The sequence below is a fragment of the Paenibacillus wulumuqiensis genome, from assembly GCF_000971965.1.
Lineage (GTDB): Bacteria > Bacillota > Bacilli > Paenibacillales > Paenibacillaceae > Saccharibacillus > Saccharibacillus wulumuqiensis.
Window position 1 is genome coordinate 12449 of the sequence record NZ_LAQP01000004.1, and the last position, 19090, is coordinate 31538.

Annotated in this window: 14 protein-coding genes; 13 read left to right on the forward strand and 1 reads right to left on the reverse strand. The window is 49.3% G+C overall.

What is annotated here, in order from left to right:
- The first annotated feature begins 58 nt into the window (after positions 1-58).
- The 4 genes from WH45_RS12085 to holA all read left to right on the forward strand — a co-directional run bounded on the left by WH45_RS12085 (position 59) and on the right by holA (position 6563).
- A complete protein-coding gene (locus WH45_RS12085; RefSeq protein WP_046214687.1) occupies positions 59-3085 on the forward strand; it encodes a ComEC/Rec2 family competence protein in 3027 nt (1008 codons plus the stop codon).
- A gap of 364 nt (positions 3086-3449) precedes the next feature.
- Positions 3450-3998, forward strand: coding sequence for an RNA polymerase sigma factor (locus WH45_RS12090; RefSeq protein ID WP_017811864.1), 549 nt, complete (start codon positions 3450-3452; stop codon positions 3996-3998).
- Entirely contained in the window at positions 3995-5344 is a 1350-nt protein-coding gene (locus tag WH45_RS12095; RefSeq protein WP_046214688.1) for an anti-sigma factor family protein, read from the forward strand. The genes WH45_RS12090 and WH45_RS12095 overlap by 4 nt, the downstream gene beginning before the upstream one ends.
- A gap of 199 nt (positions 5345-5543) precedes the next feature.
- Positions 5544-6563: a DNA polymerase III subunit delta gene (gene holA, locus WH45_RS12100; RefSeq protein WP_046214689.1), complete on the forward strand. Its 1020-nt coding sequence runs from the start codon at positions 5544-5546 to the stop codon at positions 6561-6563.
- 222 nt (positions 6564-6785) lie between these two features.
- On the opposite strand, the gene rpsT is transcribed toward holA, so the two are convergent.
- The gene (gene rpsT / locus WH45_RS12105; RefSeq protein ID WP_046214690.1) at positions 6786-7058 is read right to left on the reverse strand and encodes a 30S ribosomal protein S20; all 273 of its coding nucleotides are present in this window, start codon (positions 7056-7058) and stop codon (positions 6786-6788) included.
- A 259-nt stretch (positions 7059-7317) separates the two neighbouring features.
- Between rpsT and lepA the strand changes: the two genes are divergently transcribed.
- The 9 genes from lepA (at position 7318) to WH45_RS12150 (ending at position 18994) form a co-directional block, all read left to right on the forward strand.
- A complete protein-coding gene (lepA, locus tag WH45_RS12110; protein WP_046214691.1) occupies positions 7318-9132 on the forward strand; it encodes a translation elongation factor 4 in 1815 nt (604 codons plus the stop codon).
- Between the two features lie 165 nt (positions 9133-9297).
- The gene (gene hemW, locus WH45_RS12115; protein WP_152663554.1) at positions 9298-10485 is read left to right on the forward strand and encodes a radical SAM family heme chaperone HemW; all 1188 of its coding nucleotides are present in this window, start codon (positions 9298-9300) and stop codon (positions 10483-10485) included.
- A gap of 581 nt (positions 10486-11066) precedes the next feature.
- Complete coding sequence (locus WH45_RS12120) at positions 11067-11537, forward strand: N-acetyltransferase (protein ID WP_046214693.1); 471 nt, start codon at positions 11067-11069, stop codon at positions 11535-11537.
- A 319-nt stretch (positions 11538-11856) separates the two neighbouring features.
- Positions 11857-12888, forward strand: a complete 1032-nt coding sequence (gene hrcA / locus WH45_RS12125; protein ID WP_046214694.1) for a heat-inducible transcriptional repressor HrcA — start codon at positions 11857-11859, stop codon at positions 12886-12888.
- 98 nt (positions 12889-12986) lie between these two features.
- A complete protein-coding gene (grpE, locus tag WH45_RS12130) occupies positions 12987-13589 on the forward strand; it encodes a nucleotide exchange factor GrpE (protein ID WP_046214695.1) in 603 nt (200 codons plus the stop codon).
- A gap of 168 nt (positions 13590-13757) precedes the next feature.
- A complete protein-coding gene (gene dnaK / locus WH45_RS12135; protein WP_046214696.1) occupies positions 13758-15584 on the forward strand; it encodes a molecular chaperone DnaK in 1827 nt (608 codons plus the stop codon).
- Positions 15585-15937: 353 nt separating this feature from the next.
- Entirely contained in the window at positions 15938-17059 is a 1122-nt protein-coding gene (gene dnaJ / locus WH45_RS12140; RefSeq protein ID WP_046214697.1) for a molecular chaperone DnaJ, read from the forward strand.
- A gap of 270 nt (positions 17060-17329) precedes the next feature.
- Positions 17330-18307 carry a 50S ribosomal protein L11 methyltransferase gene (gene prmA / locus WH45_RS12145; RefSeq protein WP_046214698.1) on the forward strand — a complete coding sequence of 326 codons (978 nt, stop codon included), beginning with the start codon at positions 17330-17332 and terminating at the stop codon, positions 18305-18307.
- 3 nt (positions 18308-18310) lie between these two features.
- Positions 18311-18994 (forward strand): site-2 protease family protein, encoded by a 684-nt coding sequence (locus tag WH45_RS12150; protein ID WP_046214699.1) that lies wholly within the window; start codon positions 18311-18313, stop codon positions 18992-18994.
- Positions 18995-19090: the final 96 nt, after the last annotated feature.

Genomic DNA, 19090 nt, shown 5'->3' on the forward strand with positions numbered 1-19090 from the left:
GTGTGATGGAGACACATGAGGAGCAGATTCGCCAAATTTGAAAAGCAAAGGAGAAACGATGAAAACAAGACCACTGGTTGCATTGTGCGCAGCCTGGGTGACCGGCAGCATGTTTGCAGCTGTTTTGCAAAATGGCGGTTTTGGATGGGGAATGCTCGGACTATCGCTGATCGCGGCGGCGCTATTTATTTTTTTGCCGGATCACAGACGTGTGGTACTGATCCTTGCACTGACAGTGACCTGCGCTGCGGTATACTGGCACTGGAACGACAGACATAACATCAGCATGCTGCCGGCGCTGCTGCAGCAGTCACCGGAGCAGATAAATGAACAGCCTGTTTATGCAGAAGGAGTGATTACCAGCCTGCCGGAGACGGATGGAGACCGCGTCAGTTTCCGAATGAAACTGTATCGACTATCACAATCAGAGAAAGCAAAGCCACAGCAGGAGCAGGAGTTGGAGACGGTAATCGTACAGCTCAAGCTGGCTGCACGTCAGGAGCTGCAGCAGGCAGCAGTATGGAAGCGCGGCGACCGTATAACAGTCCGAGGGACCTGGAAACTCCCTGGAGAAGCTCGCAATTTCGATACTTTTGATTACCGTCAGTATTTGCGGACCCAGTACATTCACTGGATGATCAAAGCCGAAGGGGCCTCCACACTTCAGCCTTCCAATATTCATGTTACCGGTCCTGCTTCATGGCGATGGCAGCTGCTGCGCTGGAATGACGATACCCGGCAAATGCTTGGCAGCCGGATCGGACAGATTTTCCATACCGAAGATCAGGGTTATATGAAAGGACTGCTCATTGGCGATGCCAATGATATCGATCCGCAGCAGTTCGCTTCTTTTTCCCGGCTGGGACTGACGCATATTCTGGCCATCTCCGGCCTGCATGTAGCGATCTATACCGGCATCCTGCTCTGGCTGCTCCGCAAAATAGGTCTGACACGTGAAAGAGCCTGTCTGGTAGTCATGCTGCTGCTTCCCGTCTATGTACTGCTCACCGGGGCTTCACCGTCTGCGATTCGGGCCGGTATTATGGGAATGATTGCACTCTATGCGGCAAGCCGGGGAATGCTCAAGGACGGGCTGCATATTTTGTGTGCTGCCTGCTGGGGTATGCTCCTGTATGAGCCGTATTTTCTGCTCAATATAAGCTTTCAACTTTCCTTTGTTGTGACGGCAGGATTGATTTTGTATGTGCCTTTGATGCAGCCCTTGCTGCAAAAGCTGCCTTCCCGGCTGGCTGGAGCACTGACAGTGACGCTGGTCGCACAGATGATTTCATTTCCACTAACGATTTATTATTTTAACCAGTTTTCGCTGTTATCATTTGCGGCCAATCTGGTACTGGTACCTGTATCCAGTCTGATTGTACTGCCGATAGGTTCCATAGCGCTGGTACTCAGCTATATATGGCTGCAGGCCGCGGTATGGATTGGCAGTATGGTGTCGTGGATCAATATAGGATCTTTTCGGATTATGGAATGGCTGGATGGACTGCCATTTATGCTGACGATCTGGCACTCTCCATCGCTTGGCTGGATACTTATTTATTATGGTGCGCTGTATCTGCTGCTTCGATCCGGCCGGGACCTGATACAGTGGAAGCAGGAGCAGGACGGTTTCTCCACATCAAATGCAGTCCATCCAGGGGCTGTTGTATATGACGGTGAGGAGACGCAGGCTACCGCTCCGCTGCCTGCAAAGTATCGGAATTCCAGTATAATGGGCGGTAGGAAAGCACCTCATGGGAAAGGCCTTTTCGGCACAGGATCAGTTCAAGCGATGTCTGTAGGTATGAATGGACTTTTCCACGCAAAATTCTGCTATGTATCCGATGCTGATCGCAAAGGTTCACTGTATCCAAGCCGGCTGGAACAGCACTGGATGACCGTTTTTCCAGGGAAGGTGCTCCTCTTGGCAGTCCTGTCTGCTGTGATTACAAGGGTGGTCTTTTTCAAGAATGTAGGCTCTCCCTGGCTGCGCCGTCGACTGCTCGTGATCATGCTCGCTCCGTGTCTGCTGATTTCCATGCTCATTTACGGCTATGAGAGTCCATTGCAGCATGGAGACGGTGTCGTTCAGTATCTGGATGTAGGACAGGGCGATAGCATTCTGATTACTACACCCGGTGGAAAGCACATTCTGGTCGATGGCGGAGGTACGATGAATTTTGAGCAAAAAGGGCAGGAATGGCGCAGGCGCAAAGATCCTTATGAGATCGGAGCCAAGCTGCTCGTACCGCTGCTCAAGCAAAGAGGAATTCATCAGCTCGACGCAGTCATTCTGACACACGGTGATCATGACCATGCAGGTGGCCTGCTGGCGGTAGCAGAGCAGATACCGATTCGCCGGTTTATATTTAATGGAACGATGCCCAAGGGCAGTGGGTTGGATGAGCTGATGCGGACACTGCTGAACAGGCAGGTACCGGTATATGGCTCTTCGCCGGGAATGAAGCTGCAGCCGGATAATCAGACAGAACTTGCCTTTCTGTCACCAATAGCGGTTACTTCTGATCTAAATACCGATAACGCAAAAGAGACTGATCCTGCCGCCGCAGCCCTGCAGTCTTCCTTGTCGCATCCCCTTGTGTCTGCTGTAAATCCGCTTCCGCGCAAAGAAGAACAGAATCATTACTCTGTGGTCTTTTTGCTAACGATGAATTCACGCCGTTTTTTATTCACCGGTGATGCCGATCAAACAGAGGAAAAGGGAATTTTGTATGAGCTGGCTTCCAGGCAGAATCCGCAGCCAAATCCACAACTGCAGAATTCACAGACATTTTCCGACCAGTCTATTCCTATGCCTGTAGATGTGCTCAAAATAGGCCATCACGGCAGCAAAACATCCACCTCGGCAGAGTGGCTTCAGTATTGGCAGCCGACATTGTCTGTCATCTCGGTTGGTCAGTACAATACATACGGCCATCCGACCGCAGAAGTACTGGAGCGGATTCATGCAGCCGGCTCGGATGTGGCCCGGACCGATCTGAACGGCGAAGTGCAGATAAGGGTAAATGCAGATGGCCTGCTTTCCCGCCGTACACTGCTGCAGGATGATACCCCATCGAAATAGCGGCAGATCACATTCATTTCCGAGCCGCCGTCTTTACTACTCATCTACCGACCAAATTAGCCGGACCCGCAGCGGAAAATGCTGCGGGATTTTAAAGTTATCGGTCAGAAGATGACGAATAGAGCGGATTTTGGTATCCTGAATACAGCTCTCGTCCGCATCGCCGCTAAAATCGCTCCAAATCCGCTCTGAAAGTGATCTGGAAATGGCCCGGATTCGAATGATTCCTACATAGGGTAAGTGTTTACAAAGCCATTCATCAGTACCATCCGGGATGAATCAATAAATTGAAATTATTTTAAAAGTACTGCAACAATTAGACGGGGTTATGCGTCTAGGGGTTGTAAGGAGAGGGGGATCCTCCGTGGTGGAGCAGGGACTCATCAAGGCCGCCCAAGAGGGAGACCGAGATGCTCTAATCACCCTATTAAGAGAGATAGAACATCATGTGTACAAAACAGCTTACTACATTTTGAACAATGAACAGGATGCTCTGGATGCGGCTCAAGAGGCACTGATCCGTATTTACACCAAAATCGGTTCCTACGAAGAAAAAGCACAATTCAAGACCTGGGTGCAGCGAATCGTGACGAATATTTGTATTGATAAATTCAGACGCAGCAAACCTACTGTTTCCATTGAAGAACACGAAATGGTGTTCGAAGGTCATGACGATGTGGAACACGAAGTGATGCGTGCTTATACGTCCAAGGACGTGAGAGAAGCGATCAATCAACTGCCGGAGCATCACCGTACGGTTATCGTGCTTCGGTATATACAGGATCTATCCTATAATGAAATCGCGGATTGTCTGGATTTACCTTTGAATACAGTAAAGTCGTATCTGTTTCGAGCCCGGCAACAATTACAGAATCTGCTAGCAGATTATGAGAAAGGAGGAATGATTGGATGAAACGTGAAGTAGCGGAAGAGTGGATGAGCCGCTATTTGGACGGTGACCTGAATGGGGAAGATACAAAAGCCTTGTTCCGTTATATGGATGAGAATCCAGAAGCGGCAGAGACATTCCGGATTATGACGGCTTTATCGTTACGCCTGGAAAAGTTACCTGATGTCACACCAAAGTACAGTCTGGTAGATGCCATTCTGCCACAGCTCGATCTGCTGGATGAAGAACGGCGCACGGAAAGTGCTTCCGAGATCGGTATTATGGAACCGCAGCAGGACGATCAGGATGAATTGGCAGATCGCCGTCGCCAGCGTCGCACCTGGCGTGAACGCCTGCCGGTACGTACGATCGGTGGTATTGTTGCTGCCGGCGTGGTACTGGGCGTATCGATCGCCAGCTATGAACCGAAGACACTCAGTGAAGCTGGCCCACAACCTGTGCCTTACAGTGCGCAGCAGGAAGAAGCCCAGCCAGAAACAGGCAGTATCACCTCACCACCGGATACAGAAAGCAATGTGGATCCGCCGGAATCAGATCAGCCGTCCACCGGAAGTCAGGAACCATCCAATGGCAAGGATACCAAGGAACCTGAGACTTCATCCAATACACCTTCTGCAGGGGAAAGCACGAATACACCTTCGGCTTCAAAAGAGCCGAAAAGTGACGTGACTACCCGGGAAAGTACCCGTACATCGGATACGCGTGAGGAGCAGCCTCCTGCATCGGGCAACCGTGGCGGAATCCCTTCAGGGGACAATGGGGATTCAGGTTCGTCAAGCAGCAGCTCACAGCAGCAGCCTGCTTCGAACCCGGAAGCGTCTTCCAGCTCGAAATCCAGTTCACCGGACAGCGGCAAAACGACTCCGTCCGCTGATACAGGTTCGGGTACTGTGAACAATGAGGCTTCCCAGGACAAGAAGAGCGCAGCGGACAGCAAGTCGAACGCTGATAATGCACCTTCGATTATGTCTCAGGAAAGCACTACGCCTGATCCGGAAGCATCCGGCAATGCAGCACCAAAAGCGGATGCTCCGCCGGCTGATGCGCCTACACTGGACAGCAAGAGTACAGAACGTTCCCTGCTGCCTTCCGGTGTGAACGCACCGAAGCAGGAGCAGGAATGGAAGGCTCCTGGCGCAGAATATACCGTCGTACTAACGACAGATAATATTTTGCGACTGGATAGTCTAGCGGAAGATAATGTAAATGGACGTACCGTTGTTTCTTCCATTTCGTTGAAAGGAACCCTGATCAGCGGCAGATGGTCGGAAGATGGCAAGACATTTACCTATCAGGTCAACGAAAGCGGCATAAGCAAAACGTACAAAATCAGTATCGGTAACGATTAACAAGAGAGATAAAAAGGTTAGAATGACCTGTGATCCTGCCGTGCTGGTATACAGGCAGGATACGGGGTAAAGCATCCTGTAGATAAAATATAGTACAATGCTGAAACAAAGGACTTTCTGCGAGAAAAAGCAGGAAGTCCTTTGTCGTCTGTTCCTTTTTCCGTTACAATACTTATATTGAACTCAGGAGGAACGGAATATGGATCTGAAGACAGCCAGTAAAGACATTCAAAATAATAAACCCGCCGCGATTTATGTATGCTATGGAGCGGAGAAATACCGGATCAAGGAATTTATCGATTTTGCCACCAACCAGCTCATCGAGCCGGAACATCGGGACTTTGCGCTTGCTCATTATGATCTGTCCGAGACGGCTCTGGAGACGGTCGTGGAAGAGGCAGAAGAGATTCCTTTTATGGTGCCGCGCAAGCTGATCATTATCAGGGATTCCTCGGTACTGACCGCAGGCAAGGATAACAGCAAGCTGGAACACCGGGTCGAATCGCTACTGCGTTATATGGAAGAGCCTGCCGAATATTCCATTTTGCTGTTCTGGGTAAATGGCGAGAAATTGGATGAACGCAAAAAAATCGTCAAAGCGATCAAAAATCATGCCTGTGTGCTGCCATTCCAGCCGATGGGAGCCGAAGAGCTGCTTCACTGGCTGATCCGCCATGCCAAAAAGCAGGAATGTGAATGTTCGACTGCGGCGGCCGAAGCGCTGGTACAATCTGCCGGCACCGGACTGGGTATTTTATCGGCAGAAATGGACAAACTCTGTCTGCATGCAGGTCGAGGCGGTACGATTACCGTCGATAATGTACACCAGCTGGTCGCCCGCAGTACGGAGCAAAATGTATTCATGCTGGTGGAGCAGATCGCTGCGGTACGTCTGGAACAGGCGCTGACTATCTTTTATGATCTGCTCAAGCAGCGGGAAGAGCCGATCAAGATCGCGGCTCTGATTGCCCGCCAGTTCCGTATTATGCTGCAGGTCAAGGAATTATCCGGTCAGAATTATTCCCAGCAGCAGATCGCTTCCCAGCTCGGTCTGCATCCATACGCTGTCAAAATTGCCGGTGAACAGGCTCGCAAATTTGACAGCCAGAAGCTTCGCTCGATCGTGGCCCATCTGGCCCGTCTGGATTACCAGATGAAGACAGGGGCGATCGACAAAGTACTGGGACTGGAAATGTTCCTGCTGCGGCTGGGTGCCTGAATAGGCAGCTTCCAAAGCCCGAGAGACCCTCTCAAACAAATAGCCCTGCTGAGATCAGTGGCCTGTAAAAGGCTTCAATCATCAAGCAGAGGATATACAGAGAGAGGTCTCCGGGCTTTTTTTGCATGCCTGTTTGGTGATCCAGCCCACCGTAAAAGGATATCCGGATATAACAATAAACCCCTGACCGGCGAACCGATCAGGGGTTTATATTAATCAAGCTTAGGCTTGGCTGGAAATTGCGTTCAATTTCTTAGCCAAACGGGATTTTTTACGAGCAGCCGCGTTTTTGTGGATATGGCCTTTAGTTACAGCTTTATCAAGGCTTTTGGAAGCAGCAGCAACAGCAGTTTTTGCAGCTTCAACATCAGTATTCACAAGTGCAGTATCTGCAGCTTTCACGCTAGTACGCAGAGCGGACTTTTGTGCAGCGTTCAGAGCACGACGTTTTTCGTTAGTTTTTACACGTTTTACTGCGGATTTAATGTTAGGCATTACATTCACCTCCTGTAAAGCATATACGGATCATCGTTAAGACTCACAACTCTAAATATTTTAGCATGGACTATAGTCAATTGCAATACTATCTTGCTTCAAGAAAATTATTCCCGGTGATCCTTCCATTTTACTTAGCGTTGTGGGATTGCTGGGGAATCAAGCAACTGCTATAATAAATTGATTAATGGAATGGTTGACCTTTCAAGAAGGACCGGACCATCAGCATTATATTTCAGGCTTATGTTGGGGGTAAGGAATGACTGATATTGCAGCAAGACAGAAAAAAATTCGTAATTTCTCAATTATTGCGCATATAGACCACGGTAAATCAACACTGGCTGACCGTATTCTGGAGTACACTGGCGCACTGACTTCACGTGAAATGCAAGAACAGGTACTGGATCAGATGGACCTGGAGCGTGAACGCGGAATCACGATCAAGCTGCAGGCTGTACGACTGACGTACAAAGCCGATGATGGCGAAGAGTATTTGCTCAATCTGATCGATACACCGGGACACGTCGACTTTACGTACGAAGTCTCCCGCAGTCTGGCAGCCTGTGAAGGCGCTCTGCTGGTTGTGGATGCTGCACAGGGGATCGAAGCGCAGACACTGGCCAATGTGTATCTGGCACTGGATAATAACCTGGAGATTCTGCCGGTTATTAACAAGATCGACCTGCCAAGCGCTGATCCGGAGCGAGTTAAGCAGGAAGTCGAAGATGTTATCGGTCTGGATGCAAGCGAAGCGGTACTGGCTTCGGCCAAAGCGGGCATTGGTATCAAGGAAATCCTGGAACAGGTCGTGGAAAAGGTACCCGCACCAACGGGTGATCCATCCAATCCTTTGAAAGCGCTGATCTTTGACTCGCATTATGATCCGTACAAAGGGGTTATCATCTACTCCCGGATCGTGGACGGCAAGATCAAAGCCGGCTCCAAAATCAAAATGATGGCGACCGGCAAGGAATTTGAAGTTATTGAAGTCGGCGCATTTATGCCGCGTATGACGATCGTGGACGAACTGAACGTCGGCGATGTTGGATTTATCGTAGCGGGGATCAAGACGGTTGGAGATACGCGTGTCGGGGATACGATTACCGATGCGAAGAATCCGACAGCTGAAGCACTGCCGGGTTACCGTAAAATCAACCCGATGGTCTACTGCGGTCTGTATCCGATCGAATCTTCCGATTATGTGGATCTGCGTGAAGCACTGGAGAAGCTGCAGTTGAATGATGCTTCCCTGAGCTTTGAACCGGAATCTTCCAGTGCGCTGGGCTTTGGCTTCCGCTGTGGATTCCTTGGACTGCTGCATATGGATGTTATTCAGGAACGGATCGAGCGCGAATTCAACATTCCGCTGATCACGACGGCACCGAGCGTTATCTATCATGTTACCCTGACCAACGGTGATGTGATTACGATCGATAACCCGTCCAACTATCCGGAGCTTGGCCGGATTGAGTATGTAGAGGAGCCGTTTGTCAAAGCTTCCATTATCGTACCGAATGATTTTGTCGGCACCGTTATGGAGCTTTGTCAGACCAAACGCGGCGAATTCATCAATATGGAATATCTGGATACGACCCGTGTTACGATTACGTACCAGGTACCGCTGTCCGAGATCGTATATGACTTCTTTGACCAGCTCAAATCCAGTACCAAAGGATATGCATCCTTTGACTACGAGATTTCCGGTTACCGCAAGTCCAATCTGGTGAAAATGGATATTCTGCTGAACGGCGAACAGGTCGATGCATTGTCCTTTATCGTTCACCGTGACCGTGCGTATCATCGCGGACGGATTATCTGTGAGAAGCTGCGCGAGCTGATTCCGCGCCAGATGTTCGAAATTCCGATTCAGGCTTCCGTCGGTACCAAAGTCGTTGCCCGTGAGACTGTCAAAGCGATGCGTAAAAACGTACTCGCCAAGTGTTACGGCGGTGATATTTCCCGTAAGCGTAAGCTGCTGGAGAAGCAAAAAGAAGGTAAAAAACGTATGAAGCAGGTCGGTAACGTAGAAGTACCGCAGGAAGCCTTTATGGCGGTTCTGCGGATCGACGACTAGTCTGTCCTATAAGCAAGCTTTACCGGTGAGACGAGGGGAAGGCCTGGAAACGGGCTTTCCCTTTTGTCCATTGCCGAGATGTTATCATTTAGATCTCAATTTAACGATGACCGTACCCTGGTATACAGCCAGGTTCAAAATAGAATGACGGGGAGGAAAAGAGTCATGAATAAACCACTGAACAACGACGCGCCCCGTGCGATATACATGCACATTCCGTTCTGCACGAATAAGTGCTTTTACTGCGACTTTAACTCTTATGTTCTCAAAGACCAGCCGGTAATGGATTACCTGCGGGCGCTGGAACGTGAGATGGAATATACGGTGCAGCAGCATCCGCCGGGCACAATTGATACGATTTTTGTCGGAGGCGGCACACCTACTGTGCTCAAGAACGATGAGATGGAATATTTCCTCAAGTCGATCCGCACGTATTTTCCGGATTGGTCGGATAATATCGAGTTTACGATGGAAGCCAATCCCGGAACGACGGATGCGGACAAGCTGGCGATTATGAAGGCAGGCGGCGTTAACCGTGTCAGCTTTGGCGTTCAGGCATTTCAAAATGATCTGCTGACCGGTATCGGGCGTATTCATAATACGGACGATGTATACCGTAGTCTGGAGAATGCCCGCAAAGTGGGACTCGACAATCTGTCGATTGACCTGATGTTCGGATTGCCGAACCAGACGCTGGATATGCTGTCCTACAGCGTGGATCGTGCATTGGAGCTGGATCTGCCGCACTACTCCATTTACAGTCTCAAAGTGGAAGAGAACACGCTGTTCCACACCATGTTCCAGAAAAATCAGCTGCCATTACCCGATGAGGAAGTGGAACTGAAAATGTACCTGCTGCTGATGGAGAAGATGAAGCAGGCTGGATATGAGCAGTATGAGATCAGCAACTTTGCCAAGCCGGGATATGGCAGCCGTCATAATATGACGTACTGGCGTAATGAGGATTATTATGGTCTTGGTGCAGGAGCGCATGGATATGTAGCTGGCGAGCGCCATATGAATATTAAAGGAGTTAACCCGTATAATGAAGCGGCCCAGCAGGGTCTGCCTCGCCTGGATCACGCAGAGATCGATCGCGAAGAAGCGATGGAAGACTTTATGATGGTCGGACTGCGTATGCTGGAAGGTGTATCCAAGGAACGCTTTACCCGTCAGTTTGATGGTGCAGAGCTGGATGATATTTTCCGCGGCCCGATTCAGAAGCTGATGCAAAAGGAACTGCTGGAAGTGACTGCAGAAGGCTATCGGCTCAGCGAGAAAGGACTTCTGTTTGGCAATGATGTATTTGGTGAGTTCGTCGGCAGTCTGGTTCAACAGACGGAGACCGTCTAACCGCATGGATTCTTCCCGGAACGGTATATCTTACACAGGATGTATGATCGTTGTTAGCCGATCCGCATAAATAGACATGATATGACCCATTTGAGCAATCAGTCCCATTTTTGGAACTGATTGCTTTTTTTGTGAGTACATACGGGTAGATTGGTTTAAGTATACATAGTCATTGAATAAAAAGTGAATCATTGAATAAAAGGTGAATGATTGAGTGGAAGAATTTGCTGGTAAATGAATGCGAAAATTCGTGATATGCGCAACAGTAAAAATAATACGATTCGCACAAATACCCTTAATTTACCTGGCTGGATAGGGAATGTACGTCAGGAAAAATAATAGTGTCAGTACAGCTTTTTTTATGGGATTGGATCTTGAAAATAAATTCGTTATGTTGTATATTTATACGTATTAATTCAATCGGTATATGTATGAAGTCAAGGGTTACATGACTATCCTGTCTGCATATATCACTATAATTGCCAAGAACCCAATACTTACAATTTAAATAAAAGGTATACGGACCTGTGTCGTCGCATTATGCAACTGATCCGCATCACCGTCCCGAGGAGGAAACAAGAATGCCCGCTGTAGTCACTTGCAGAGCTGCCGTACCCGAAGATGTAGAACCACTGTATCAATTAATTGCCGGTTATGCCGAACGGGGCATTATGCTTCCTCGCTCGGCTGAAGCACTGCACCGTCAGCTTCGGCATTTTGTCGTTGCAGAGATTGATAATGAGCTGGTCGGCTGCGGCTCCCTTTGTCAGCTCGGTCCGGAGCTGGTGGAGATTCGTTCACTTGGAATCTCCGACGGGCATAAAGGGCAGGGTATCGGGTCCCATCTGCTCAACAAACTGATCGAGCATGCAGCAGCCCGTAAACTGCGCAAGGTGATGGCGCTAACGTATGAAGTTTCCTTTTTTAAAAAGAACGGTTTTGAAGTGGTGGACACCAGCATTTTCCCGGAGAAGGTATGGGCGGATTGCAGACATTGTCCCAAGCAGGATCGCTGTGATGAGATTGCTGTCCTCAAAGTACTGAATATCTGATTTTGTCAAAAAATTTCACCCGTCGAGAGCAGGACTGCGGCGGGTGTTCAATTTTTACAAAACAACCACAGTAAAATAGCCAAACTGACTTGACAATAAATGAGGCAGTTTGGTATTTTTGTATTAGTCGTTAGCACTCACTAATGCTGAGTGCTAACGAAGTGGATATCTTTCTCTATAAGGAACCGGCATATCCCTTGGCTGTTTCTTTTCAGGGAATCCGATTTGGAGATTGAATTGATCCTGGACAAAAGAACAGTGCGGAATATATGATCCTGATCCTCACAGAACGGATATCTTACCAAAAGGAGGGAGCCTCATGTTAACCGAGCGTCAAAAAATGATTCTGAATGCAATTGTGGATGATTACATTCGTTCGGCGGAACCTGTCGGGTCCCGTAGCATATCCAAACGAGGCGATGTGAATTACAGTCCGGCGACCATTCGCAATGAAATGGCCGATCTGGAAGAACTGGGATTCCTGGAGCAGCCGCACACCTCAGCCGGACGTATTCCTTCCCAGAAGGGTTATCGTTATTATGTGGATCATCTCACACCGGTTGAAGCGGTCAACACCGCCGAGATCAAGGAGCTGAAGCGTTTCTTTGCAGAAAAGCTGTCAGCGGCCGAACAGCTCATGCAGCATGCTGCGATGGTGCTGTCCAATGTGACCAACTATACTTCCATTTTACTGGGCCCCGAGGTATTCCATACCTCTTTGCGCCATTTTCAACTGCTGCCGCTGGATGACGAGACGGCGATTGCCATCATGGTTACCAGCACAGGACAGGTGGAAAACCGCAAAATTCGGATTCCGGACAATGTGTCCGCATCCGAATTGGAGCAAATGGTCAACCTGCTCAATAGCAGACTGACCGGTGTGCCTTTATATAAATTAAAAACCCGAATTTTCACGGAAATCAGTGAAGAGATGCAGCGCCATCTGGAGCATTATGAAGAAATGATGGCTACGCTGAATTCTGCTTTCGGCCACGAACAGGAACAGAAAATCTTCCTGAGCGGAGCGACGAATATGCTGATTCAACCGGAATTCAGGGATATGGACAAAGTCAAAAGTATTCTGGATCTGCTGGAAGAGACGCCAACGCTTACCCGTCTGATGGCGGAAGCTTCTGCGCCCCATGGTATCCAGGTACGTATTGGTGCGGAGAATGCGCATCAAGCTTTTGAAAATTGCAGTCTGATTACAGCCACCTATGAGCTGGATGGCGAATCATTGGGTACTATTGGTATACTGGGACCTACACGCATGGAATATGCGAGAGTAATGGGCATGCTGAATATGCTGTCACATGATATGACCCGGATACTCAAACAATGGTATCGTTAATTGTTCTCTCTGATGACTAACATATATTGCTTAAATGTATCAGGAGCTGCAGTATGAATAATAAGGAATAACGAGCTATTACAAGGAGGTGAACAATCTTGAATAAAGAGCAATCCTTTCAAGAAAACAACAACCCGGAAGATCAGGAAATGATGAACGATATCCAGGCTGAAGACAACAATGTAGCCGCAGAGTCCGTAGACACTACCGATTCTGCCAACACGGAGTCCGCAGCCGAGGAAGTCGTATCCCGTGCTGAACTGGAACGTGTGCAGGCACACGCAGATGATCAGACACAGCGTCTCCTGCGTGCACAGGCTGATTTTGATAACTTCCGCCGCCGTACACAAAAGGAAAAGGAAGAACTGGCGAAGTACGCTTCTGCCCAGCTCATTACTGAACTGATCCCGGTTATCGATAACTTTGAACGCGCGATGGCTACCCGTCCGGAGAACCCGGAACTGAAATCCTTCTCCAAAGGCGTAGATATGATCTTCCGCCAGCTGTCTGACGTACTCAAAAACACAGGCCTGACACCAATGGAAGCCGTTGGACAACCATTCAACCCGGAATTCCATCAAGCTGTCATGCAGGTAGAGTCCGACGAATACGAAGAAGGCATCGTCGTGGAAGAGCTGCAAAAAGGCTATGTGCTGAAGGATAAAGTTATCCGTCCGGCAATGGTTAAAGTAAGCGGCTAAGCGTGTGGCATCATAATTATGAGCAGCTGTCCGGCATTTTTAACGTCGGCAAGCTTATGACATGATAGGCACGAGCTTCTATCTCTCAACCTAACAGTAACTTTTGCTTGATTAAAATATCGAACATTCTTTCAAAAAAACATAGACGTTACAAGGAGGAAATTAAGCATGAGCAGAGTAATTGGTATCGACCTGGGTACAACAAATTCATGTGTGGCAGTAATGGAAGGCGGCGAAGCAGTCGTTATTCCTAACCCGGAAGGCGCACGTACGACCCCTTCTGTAGTCGGCTTCAAAAAAGACGGCGAGCGTATCGTTGGTGAGACAGCGAAGCGTCAATCCATCACTAACCCTGATCGCACGATCAGCTCCATCAAGCGTCACATGGGTACAGACCACAAAGAAACCATCGATGACAAAACATACAGCTCCCAGGAAATCTCCGCGATGATCCTGCAAAAACTGAAATCCGATGCAGAAGCTTACCTGGGCCAACCGGTAACTCAAGCGGTTATCACGGTTCCGGCTTACTTCAATGACAGCCAGCGTCAAGCAACCAAAGATGCAGGTAAAATTGCAGGTCTGGAAGTTCTGCGTATTGTCAACGAGCCAACAGCAGCAGCACTGGCATACGGTCTGGAAAAATCCGAAGACCAAACAATCCTCGTATATGACCTGGGTGGCGGTACATTCGACGTTTCCATTCTTGAACTGGGCGATGGCTTCTTCGAAGTTAAAGCAACCAGCGGTGACAACCACCTCGGTGGTGACGACTTTGACCAGGTGATCATCGACTATCTGGTAAGTGAATTCAAAAAAGATCAGGGCATCGACCTGAGCAAAGATAAAGCAGCTGTACAACGTCTCAAAGACGCAGCTGAAAAAGCGAAAAAAGAACTGTCCGGCGTACTGACAACTACGATCTCGCTGCCATTCATCACGGTCGCAGACGGCGTGCCTCAGCACTTGGAAGTAAACCTGACTCGCGCGAAATTCGAAGAGCTGTCCGCTTCTCTCGTAGAGCGTACACTCGGCCCGACTCGTCAAGCGATCAAAGACTCCGGTCTGAGCGCTAACGAAATCGACAAAATCGTTCTGGTGGGTGGTTCCACTCGTATTCCTGCTGTACAGGAAGCAATCAAAAAACTGACCGGTAAAGAGCCTCACAAAGGCGTTAACCCGGATGAAGTTGTTGCACTGGGTGCAGCGGTTCAAGCGGGCGTACTGACTGGCGACGTAAAAGACGTTGTCCTGCTGGACGTAACTCCACTGTCCCTCGGTATCGAGACAGCAGGTGGCGTATTTACCAAAATGATCGAGCGCAACACTACAATCCCAACAAGCAAATCCCAGGTGTTCTCCACTTATGCGGATAACCAGCCGAGCGTTGAAATTCACGTGCTGCAAGGTGAGCGTGAAATGGCAGCCGGCAACAAAACACTGGGACGCTTCATGCTGGGCGATATCCCTGCTGCACCACGCGGCGTACCGCAAATCGAAGTTACTTTCGACATCGATGCCAACGGTATCGTTAACGTATCCGCAACAGACAAAGGTACAGGCAAGAGCCAGAAAATCACCATCACTTCTTCCAGCGGTCTGAGCGATGAAGAAGTTGAGAAAATGATGAAAGACGCTGAGCTGCATGCTGAAGAAGACCGTAAACGCAAAGAACTCGTTGAAGTTAAAAACAGCGGCGACCAGCTGATCTATCAAGTGGAAAAAACAATCAAAGATCTTGGTGAAAAAGCGGATGCAGGCGAAGTCGAAAAAGCCAATGCTGCCAAAGACAAGCTGAAATCCACACTGGAAGGCGACGATGTAGAAGCGATCAAAGCGGCTACAGAAGAGCTGAGCACTGTGGCACAGGCTCTGGCAGTCAAACTGTACGAGCAGGCTGCACAAGAGCAGCAGGGCGCAGAAGGCGCTGCTCCGAAAAACGACAATGTTGTGGATGCAGAGTACGAAGTAGTCGACGAAGACAAAAAAGACTAAGCATTGTTTGGATTACCAATACATGTACGTCTATCCAAACGATTTTTGCCTTGCAAAATATCGTATACAAAGCGCCGGTTAATCCTGGCGCAATCAGCTAGTGCTTGAAATGGGAAGGTCAAAGCCGGGGCATCCCGTGCTTTGACTTTCATTTTTTATGGGAACATGGTATAACACACAGAGTGCTATATAACGGGAGAACTTGCCGGTATGAACAAAGTCTGCAGCGAGGTGCGTGTATCGATCGCATATCATGCAGAATTTCGGACACAGGAAGTCTTTCAGACATAAATACAACCGGATTCGTTATCCGGTAATTCATAGCATTCAGATAAAGGAGTGGAGGTGGACCGATGGCGGATAAGCGCGATTATTATGAGGTACTGGGCCTTGGCAAGGATGCTTCCGATGACGAGATTAAAAAGTCTTACCGGAAGCTGGCACGCCAGTACCACCCGGACGTTAACAAAGAGCCGGACGCGGAAACCAAGTTCAAGGAAGTCAAGGAAGCCTACGACGTACTGAGCGATTCATCCAAACGTGCCCAGTATGATCAATATGGACACATCGATCCGAATCAGGGCGGCTTTGGCGGAGGAGGATTCTCTTCCGGCGGCTTCGGTGATATTTTCGATATGTTCTTTGGCGGTCAGGGCGGCAGACAGCGTAACCCGAATGCCCCTCAGCGTGGTAACGATCTGCAGTACACGATGAACCTGGAATTCAAGGAAGCGGTATTTGGCAAAGAAACCGATATTACGATCAACCGTACCGAGAATTGTGATGTATGTGACGGTTCCGGCGCCAAGCCGGGCACCCAGCCGAAGACCTGTTCGGTATGTCATGGCTCCGGTCAGGAAGAAGTGGTACAGAATACGCCATTCGGCCGTATGGTGAACCGCCGCAGCTGTTCCAATTGCGGAGGTACAGGTACCATTATCGAAGAAAAATGTAACAACTGCAGCGGCAGCGGCCGTGTAAGAAAGCAGCGTAAAATCCATATCCGTATCCCTGCTGGGGTGGATGACGGTTCACAGATGAGAGTCAATGGTGAAGGGGAAGGCGGTGTACGCGGGGGCCCTCCGGGTGACCTGTATATCGTATTCCGCGTGAAATCCCATGATTTCTTCGAGCGTGAAGACGATGATATCTACTGCGAGATTCCGCTTACCTTTACCCAGGCTGCGCTTGGCGACGAGATTGAAGTGCCGACACTGACTGAGAAAGTCAAAATCAAAGTACCTGCAGGTACTCAGACCGGCACCTATTTCCGTCTTAAAGGCAAAGGCGTACCTCGTCTGCGCGGTACCGGACAGGGCGACCAGCATATCAAGGTTGTCGTGGTGACACCAAGCAATCTGACAGACGACCAGAAAGAACTGCTGCGTCAGTTCGGCTCACTGAGCGGCGAGAACACGCATGAGAACGAGCAGTCTTTCTTTGACCGTGTGAAAAGAGCATTCCGCGGCGATTAAGCAGCGGCATGTGAACTAAACAGGATAAAGTGACCCGGTTCTGCCAAGGACCGGGCTTTATTTTGCATAATGGGCTCAAAGGAAAGCCACGGCATTTCAGAGTTGTCAGCTATGTTTCTGTACAGCCAAGGAATACATAGTCTGTTCAAATCCATAAAACAAGTCTGTTCATCGGTCATGCCCTGTAAAAGCAGGCCATTTTGAATTATACTGTTAATCTGTAGTACAATGAAGCGTAATGCACGCTCGAAAACAGGAGGAACTTAAACCATGTTATGGCATGAATTAACTATACATACAACCGAAGAAGCGGTAGAGATGATTTCTAACTTTCTGCATGAAGCAGGCGCAGGCGGCGTAACGATCGAGGAATCCGGTACACTGAACAAGCCGCGTGATACTTCCTATGGACAATGGTATGAAATGCCGCTGAACGATATTCCGGAAGGATTGGCAGTTGTTCAGGGTTACTTTGCCGAAGCGACCGATATGGATGCGATCGCAGCCGAGATTGGCACGCGTACGAGCCAGCTCAAAGAGTTTGGTATTGATGCAGGTGCTGCGACCATCTCTGTGAAAACAGTGGACGAGGATGACTGGGCGAACGCCTGGAAGCAGTATTTCAAACCGATTCGTGTATCGGAGCGTCTGACGATCAAGCCGACCTGGGAAGAGTACACACTGGAGAGTTCGCAGGAGCAGATTATCGAACTGGACCCGGGTATGGCTTTTGGAACAGGGACACATCCGACCACCTCGCTCTGTCTGCGTACGCTGGAGACCGTAATCCACGGTGGTGAAGAAGTGATCGATGTCGGTACAGGCTCGGGTATTCTGGCCATCGGTGCCATGAAGCTTGGTGCGAAGAGTGTACTGGCACTGGATCTTGATCCTGTCGCAGTCTCAAGTGCAGGGGAGAATACACGCCTGAACGGACTGGAACAGGATATTACAGTATATGAGAGTGATCTGTTGTCCGTACTCAAGGCTGACCCCGATAGCCTGGATGTAAAGCTGAATGTTACGCTGCCGGTACAGGTAGTTGTAGCCAACATTCTGGCCGAGATCATTCTGCTGTTTATCGATGATGTCTATGAAGCGCTCAAGCCAGGCGGTGTGTATATCGCTTCCGGTATTTATAAAAACAAAGAAGACGATGTGCGTCAGGAACTGGAAGCTGCCGGTTTTGTAGTGGAAGGTGCGCATCGTGATGAAGACTGGATCGCCTTTGTAGCGAGAAAGAGGTAAGGAATGGATTTTCTGGATGACATTTTATTTGTTCCGCTGGATGTGCTGCCATTTTACGTACTGGCGCTCGTCATCGGATTTACCGTACATGAATTTTCACATGCGTATGTAGCGAGCAAGCTGGGCGATCCTACGGCCCGGCTGCTCGGACGGGTGACGCTTAACCCGGCTGCCCATATTGATCTGCTCGGGATGATCCTGCTGCTGATCGCCGGCTTTGGCTGGGCGCGTCCGGTGCCCGTTAACCGCGAGAACTTCAGTCGTCCGCGGCTGATGGGAATTATGGTATCGGCGGCAGGACCGGTCAGCAATCTGCTCGTGGCTCTGTTCACTGCCATTATTTATTACGCACTCAACTATTTCGGCCTGATCGGCTCGTTTGCCAACAACCGGATTGATATCGCGATTTATACGTTTGTGGAAAATATGATTCTGATGAACTGCTTCCTGTTCATCTTCAATCTGATTCCGCTGCCGCCGCTGGATGGCTACCGGATTCTGTCCGACTGGCTGCCTCCGCGCATCAGCGCACGTCTGCAGCGTGTGGAACAATGGGCCATGCTGCTGTTCCTGCTGCTCGTATTTATCCAGCCGCTGCGCCAGGTGACCATCCTGCCGCTGTATCAGCTCGCCAATACGCTGGGCAGCAGTTTTTACACACTCGGCAATGTCATATTTGGCGGTTGAGCAGTCAAATAACCAAACAATCTTGATGATAGCCCCAAAGCCGCTGACCGGAACTTTTTCCGAGCAGCGGCTTTTTACATATTCATGAAATTCATG